Origin of the sequence: Streptomyces sp. NPDC048411, assembly GCF_040704695.1 — a bacterium.
Lineage (GTDB): Bacteria > Actinomycetota > Actinomycetes > Streptomycetales > Streptomycetaceae > Streptomyces.
Window position 1 is genome coordinate 25543 of record NZ_JBEZKL010000082.1, and the last position, 6767, is coordinate 32309.

Annotated in this window: 6 protein-coding genes; 3 read left to right on the plus strand and 3 right to left on the minus strand. The window is 63.8% G+C overall.

Going from position 1 to position 6767, the window contains the following annotated elements; translation table 11 throughout:
- The first annotated feature begins 5 nt into the window (after nucleotides 1-5).
- The 3 genes from AB0915_RS25470 (at nucleotide 6) to AB0915_RS25480 (ending at nucleotide 2815) form a co-directional block, all read left to right on the plus strand.
- Nucleotides 6-314, plus strand: coding sequence for a hypothetical protein (locus AB0915_RS25470; protein WP_366693276.1), 309 nt, complete (start codon nucleotides 6-8; stop codon nucleotides 312-314).
- 217 nt (nucleotides 315-531) lie between these two features.
- On the plus strand, nucleotides 532-1650 hold the full coding sequence (locus AB0915_RS25475) for a peptidoglycan bridge formation glycyltransferase FemA/FemB family protein (RefSeq protein ID WP_366693277.1): 1119 nt from the start codon (nucleotides 532-534) through the stop codon (nucleotides 1648-1650).
- A 133-nt stretch (nucleotides 1651-1783) separates the two neighbouring features.
- Nucleotides 1784-2815: an alanine racemase gene (locus AB0915_RS25480; protein ID WP_366693278.1), complete on the plus strand. Its 1032-nt coding sequence runs from the start codon at nucleotides 1784-1786 to the stop codon at nucleotides 2813-2815.
- Between the two features lie 283 nt (nucleotides 2816-3098).
- Here AB0915_RS25480 and AB0915_RS25485 read toward each other — a convergent pair whose 3' ends face one another.
- The 3 genes from AB0915_RS25485 to AB0915_RS25495 form a co-directional block, all read right to left on the minus strand.
- Complete coding sequence (locus tag AB0915_RS25485; protein ID WP_366693279.1) at nucleotides 3099-4625, minus strand: glycosyltransferase 87 family protein; 1527 nt, start codon at nucleotides 4623-4625, stop codon at nucleotides 3099-3101.
- 410 nt (nucleotides 4626-5035) lie between these two features.
- On the minus strand, nucleotides 5036-6034 hold the full coding sequence (locus tag AB0915_RS25490) for a hypothetical protein (protein WP_366693280.1): 999 nt from the start codon (nucleotides 6032-6034) through the stop codon (nucleotides 5036-5038).
- 41 nt (nucleotides 6035-6075) lie between these two features.
- Nucleotides 6076-6501 carry a peptidase inhibitor family I36 protein gene (locus tag AB0915_RS25495; RefSeq protein ID WP_366693281.1) on the minus strand — a complete coding sequence of 142 codons (426 nt, stop codon included), beginning with the start codon at nucleotides 6499-6501 and terminating at the stop codon, nucleotides 6076-6078.
- Between the last annotated feature and the right edge of the window lie 266 nt (nucleotides 6502-6767).

A 6767-nucleotide genomic window follows, 5' to 3' on the forward strand; every position in this document is an offset into this window, starting at 1 on the left:
ACTCCATGGCACAGACAATGCGAACCCGCCCCCCCGTTTCCCTTCTCGCCACGGACGGCAGACCCCATCCCCTCCAGGACACTCTGGTGGCGGTAACCGTGGCCCTCGGTCTTATCGCCTTCGTGACGGCGATGTTCCACAGCCTGCATCTGCTCAGCTCGTGGGCCGGGCTCATCGGGATCCTCACGGGTGCATACGGGCAGTACATCTCGGTGACCACCCGCGAGAGGTTCCCGCTGATCCTCGGTATAGGCGCGTCCGCCATCGGGTTCTACCTGGGAATGGCCCACGGCGGGCTCTTCGGCGGCCTGTAGCCGCGCCTGTCCCGAACGCCTCCGGACGCCGGTCCCGGCACGTCCACCCGCACCCCCTCAGAGGGTCGTCCAGGCCCCTCGGGGGCGGACAGCCGGGACCCACCTGGCCGAGAAGGTCCGACAGGGCCAGACGACGCGCTCCCCGGTCGCAGTAGGCTTCGGCGCGAGAGCCGGAGCCCCTGACCGATGGGGACACACCTGCCGAGGAGCGCCCCGCATGAGCCTGACCCTGAGGACCATCAGCCGAGAGCAGCATCTGGCATACATCCAGAGTCTGCCGTCGGCCAGTCACTGCCAGGTCCCGGCGTGGGCGGACGTGAAGACCGAATGGCGTTCGGAGAACCTTGGCTGGTTCGACAAGAGCGGCGAGATCGTGGGCGCCGCCCTGGTGCTGTACCGCCAACTCCCCAAGATCAAGCGGTATCTCGCATACCTCCCCGAGGGCCCGGTCATCAACTGGTACGCGCCGAACCTCGACGACTGGCTGCAGCCGATGCTCGCGCATCTCAAGCAGCAGGGCGCCTTCTCGGTGAAGATGGGACCGCCGGTCGTCATCCGCCGCTGGGACGCAGCCGCTATCAAGTCCGGTATCCAGGACCCCGACGTGAAGCGCCTGCGCGACGTCGAGGCCACGCACATCGAGCCGCGCGCTTTCGAAGTCTCGGACCGGCTGCGGAAGATGGGCTGGCAGCAGGGCGAGGACGGCGGCGCCGGCTTCGGTGACGTGCAGCCGCGCTACGTCTTCCAGGTGCCGCTGGCGAACCGCTCGCTCGAAGACGTCCTCAAGGGCTTCAACCAGTTGTGGCGGCGCAACATCAAGAAGGCTGAGAAGGCCGGTGTCGAGGTGGTCCAGGGCGGTTACGAGGACCTCGCCGAATGGCAGCGGCTGTACGAGATCACCGCTGTGCGCGACCACTTCAGGCCGCGTCCCCTCTCCTACTTCCAGCGCATGTGGACCGTCCTCAACTCCGAGGACCCGAATCGCATGCGGCTGTATTTCGCGCGCCACAACGGGGTGAACCTCTCCGCGGCGACAATGCTCGTCGTCGGTGGGCACGTCTGGTACTCGTACGGCGCGTCCGACAACATCGGACGCGAGGTACGGCCTTCGAACGCCATGCAGTGGCGGATGCTGCGCGATTCCTACGCGATGGGCGCCACTGTCTACGACCTGCGCGGCATCAGCGACTCGCTCGACGAGACCGACCACCTCTTCGGCCTGATCCAGTTCAAGGTCGGCACCGGCGGCGAAGCCGTCGAGTACGTCGGCGAGTGGGACTTCCCGCTCAACAAGCTGCTGCACAAGGCGCTGGACATGTACATGTCGCGCCGCTGACGAAACCGGCATCACCCGCTTCAACGAGCGCTTCAGCAGGCCCGCCGGCAGGCAGGCCGACAGGCTCAGACACTTCGACAAGCTCCACATACCTCTGATACACCGCAGCCACCAGAAAGGTTCCGGACCGGCCATGGCGCTCTCCCTCTACGTCGACACCGCGCGCTGGCGGGCGCACCAGAAATCCGTCCTCGACCAGTTCCCCGGGCTCGTCCCGGTCTGCAAGGGCAACGGATACGGCTTCGGTCACGAGCGACTCGCAGACGAGGCGACCCGCTTCGGCTCCGACACTCTCGCCGTCGGCACCACCTACGAGGCAGCCCGCATAAAGGACTGGTTCAGCGGCGATCTGCTGGTCCTCACCCCGTTCCGGCGGGGTGAGGAGCCCGTGCCACTGCCCGACCGCGTCATCCGGTCGGTCTCCTCCGTGGACGGCGTGCACGCGCTGGTGGGCGCCCGGGTCGTCATCGAGTGCATGAGCTCGATGAAGCGTCACGGCGTCAAGGAGGAGGAGCTGGGGCAGCTGCACGCCGCCATCGAGGACGTACGTCTCGAAGGCTTCGCGCTGCACCTGCCGCTGGACCGCACCGACGGCTCGGACGCGGTCGAGGAGGTCATCGGCTGGATGGACCGCCTTCGCGCCGCCCGGCTGCCGCTGCACACCATGTTCGTCAGCCATCTGCGCGCCGAGGAACAGGCCCGGCTGCAGCAGCAGTTCCCGCAGACCCGCTTCCGCGCCCGGATCGGCACACGGCTGTGGCTCGGCGACCACGACGCGACGGAATACCGGGGTGCCGTCCTCGACGTCACGCGCGTCGCCAAGGGGGACCGCTTCGGCTACCGCCAGCAGAAGGCCGCCTCCGACGGCTGGCTGGTGGTCGTCGCCGGCGGCACGTCGCACGGCGTGGGCCTGGAGGCCCCGAAGGCGCTGCACGGCGTGATGCCGCGCGCCAAGGGCGTCGCCCGCGCGGGCCTGGCCACCGTCAACCGGAATCTGTCGCCCTTCGTCTGGGCGGGCAAGCAGCGCTGGTTCGCCGAGCCCCCCCACATGCAGGTGTCGATCCTGTTCGTGCCCGCGGACGCACAGGAACCGAAGGTCGGCGACGAGCTGGTGGCCCATCTGCGCCACACGACCACCCAGTTCGACCGCCTCGTCGACCGCTAGTGCCGTGACCGGCCATGTGTGCCCCATGAGGAGCGCCGTCCAGTGCGTGCGATCGCCAGGCGGCCGGACGTCCTTGGGATGGGGTCTCCCCTGCTCGAACGGAGCTGAGAGGGAGCTACCAGGGCTTTCGGCCAACGCGGCGAGCGGGCGTGCTGGGCGGCGCGAGGGGCAAAGCTTGCCGATTGGGGCACTAAACACCAAGCCAAACGGCACCACGACCGGCCCCCACGGCCGATGGGAACCGGGCCTCGCCAAGGGTTTCGCGCCCTTGGCGAGGCCCTGTTCAGTCCGCGGCCGGCCCATGTGCCCCTGTTCGCTCGGTGACCGGCCCGTGCGCCGCACCCCACTCCACCCGCGGCCCCTCGACCGCGGGTGCCGGGTATCTCGGCGAATGCGCCGCCGCATGCCCCAGCACGAAGACGTCCTCGGCACCGTCGAACACCCCGCCCGACGGATCGTCCGAACCGTCCCTGCGTACGACGTCCCGCTCCGGCATCAGAATGTCCCGTACGACGACGGCGCAGAGGTAGAGCGTGCCCAGCAGGTGCAGGGCGATCGCCACCTGATAGCCCTCGGTCGGCAGCCCCTGGTGCTTGTCACCGCTGGTCGTGTACGCGAGGTACATCCAGATCCCGAGGAAGTACATGACCTCGCACGCCTGCCAGATCAGGAAGTCCCGCCACCGCGGCCTGGCCAGCGCGGCAAGGGGGATCAGCCACAGCACGTACTGCGGCGAGTAGACCTTGTTGGTGAGAATGAACGCCGCGACGACAAGAAGGGCCAGCTGCGCGAAGCGGGGCCGGCGCGGAGCCATCAGTGTCAGCACCAGGATGCATACGCAGAAGAAGAGCATCAACAGCGTCGATGCGGTGTTCACCGTGTCGACCGGGATGGAAATGCCGGTCCGCTGCGAGATGATCAGCCAGAACGAGCCGAAGTCGAGCGGCCGGTCGTGGCTGAACGTGTAGAACTTCTTCCATCCCTCGGGCGCGAACACCATCACCGGCAGGTTCACCACCAGCCATGATGCGGCCGCGCCGAGTGTCGCCACGAAGAACTCCCGCCATTTGCCGGCCCGCCAGCAGAGCACGAAGACCGGCCCCAGCAGGAGTACGGGGTAGAGCTTCGCGGCTGTGGCGAGGCCAATGAGGATGCCGAAGGCAAGCGTCCGCTGCCGGGACCACATGAGCATGGCCGCGGCCGTCAGCGCGACGGCCAGCAGGTCCCAGTTGATCGTCGCGGTGAGCGCGAAGGCCGGCGCGAGAGCGACCATCAGTCCGTCCCACGGACGGCGCCGGTGCGTACGGGCGACACACACCGCCATGACCGCGGTGCAGATCATCAGCATGCCCGCGTTGACCATCCAGTACATCTGCTCGCGGTACTGGATGGAGCCGCCGGGCGTCAGCCAGGCCGCGACCTGCATGAACACCCCGGTCAGGACGGGGTACTCCAGGTACTGCATGGTGTCGCTCAGCCGGTCGAAGTACGGTACGAGACCGTCCGCGAAACCACGTCCGACGAAAAGATGCGGAATGTCGGAGTAGCACGCATGCGTGTACTGCGAGCTGGCGCCCCTGAACCACGCCCAGTTGTAACAGGGCACTTTCTGCACCATGCCGAGCGCGAACATGCCGATCGCCACCAGGGCGACGACACGCACAGGGGTGAGGGGGCCAGAGCCGAGTCGCGCCCAGAGCCCCGACCGCCCGCCGATCAGCTCGCTGCCGGCCGCGGCGACCTCGTCCTGGTGCGTGGGCCGAACGACGGGCCGATCCTGGTGCACGCTTGTGTGTTCTGCGCTTGGCATGCCGCACATCCTGCCGTACGGGGCTGTGGAAACGGCGAGGGCCGCCGCACCGAGTGGTGCGGCGGCCTCCTTGACCACGCGTGGTCGGCCAAGGTTCCAGCTTCGGACCACGACGCGGTGCGGGCACACTCGAAGAATCGCCCATACAGGAACTAACGACGGATCTCCGGCGCAGGACGCTAGCAGCAACTCATAGATTCACGTCGGGCCGGTAGACCGTGACTTGGTTCAACCTGAGCTCCGATGCGTTCGTGACGGGCACCGACGACACCTTCACGATGCCCTGACCAGCGGCCATACCTGATCACTCGGACTGAATCAGCCCTGAACGCCAGCCCCAGATCGTCTGCGGCTACTTCGGCGGCCCCCACGCCCGCTACACCCCCGAAGAGAACCATTTGAGCTTCTGATCAATGATTGCCGGATGTAATTTTCTGGGCAGCGGCAACTTTCGACAAGTGAAGGTTATGAAGTCTTTCCAGTATTTTTGATTGCTTGACGATCATTCCCCTTTGGATGCTCGATTCAATAGAGAACCAGACGTTTAGCAAGTTTGTTTCCTTTTTGCATCCCATATCCGCCTTGGCTGTCTTTATCTCGCCAGCGGACAGCCTTTTCTCGAAAAACTTCGAGTCACCCAGAGCGGCCATCGGGCTGGAGTAATCAAAGCCATGGATCTTCATGCAAGAGGACCATTCACTGACAGCAGTCTGGACTCGCGCGTCATTGGCGGATTCCTGGTAACTGCGGTACGCGATATCGCTTGCCACTTGGGCAGCGTTTTTGTCCTCATGTCCTGACGCCAGTGAGCGTGCGGCCGTCCGCCAGCAACCTCCCGCCGGAACTTCCGTTCCGTGGTAGGTGATTTTTTTAGTTTTAGCGGTCCCGCCCGAAACCCCGAGAAGTACGGAGGCTTCATCTACACCAAGATCCTGTGCCGGATTGTACGCAGGGAGATTCGGTGGTAGGTGGTAGCCATATCGATCCGCGTCAGCAGCGCTCGACAGACCGTACCTCCGGTCGGAACCCGACGTCTGTCGAGGCGCTGGCGGAACTCGATACTCAATTCCAAATTTCCGCATGCACCGCTCTGTCAATAGATTCTCAGCGGCGTTAATTTCGGCAATCTGCAAGTCGGAGTAGGAATACTTCGCGATGGGAAGTCTGAACGTATAGCCCACCGAAGCGTTGGATTCCACTGAATTGGTCGCACTCATGGATGGCCTGGGTTTGACCGTACTGGCCTCAGGGAAACTGGGCTCGGCGGTGCAGCTGGCAAGGGCTGCGAAGGTGAGTGTATACGCCGCAGGCGTCCAGAATCTGTGCAGCCTAATCGCGGCATTGTGATTTTTCACCCGTGAACCACTCCAGTACTTACCCGCAAAATATTTCAATGCACGGATAACCATGCCTACGCTAAAATTGCGTAGGCATGGCTGCGGCAACCCCGTTAGAACTGGTAGCACTTAGAATTGCTGTAGCCGAGCTTGAAGGACGCGTTATTATTGTAAGTATTGTGCAGTCGGTCTGCGATTCCGAACCATGAAATGGTGTCGCAAGATCCGCCATAATTACTGTTGTAGAAAATAGTGGCAGGGTTGGGTGAATCATTCAACGCGGAAGCCGCATTATTCTTAAGCGCCTGCCCCTGCCCGGCACCTGAGGTCAAGAACTTGTAAGGCGCCAGGTCTGGAACATCAGTGCCCCAGAAGTAGATGCGCGAGCCCGCCGTGTTGCTGTTGTAAGTGAAGGCAAGGCAATTGGGGCCACAATAGTTTCCTGAAGCCGCTGCCGCATTAGAAGCCGTCGCAACTGCAGCGGCAGCTATGAGCGGCAGGGATACTGCCACAGCTGCACACTTACGAATGAAACCCATGAATAACCTCCAGTTTCACAATCTTGGGAATTGATCCTACCGATCAACTTCCAAGGCTGCAACGGGTCTCTCCAATCGGCGGCAAATCAAGGCAGCAAAATAGGATTTAATAATACATTCCCCCACGAGGTATCGGTTCCCGGGGTGACTGTAAAGTCCTGGTGAATACGTGAACATGCAGGTCATGGCGGTATGACGATGTCTGGCCAGCCCGGCCCAAACGCATCGAAGTTCCGGTTGATGCCGGCGACCGTTCAAGTCGCCGG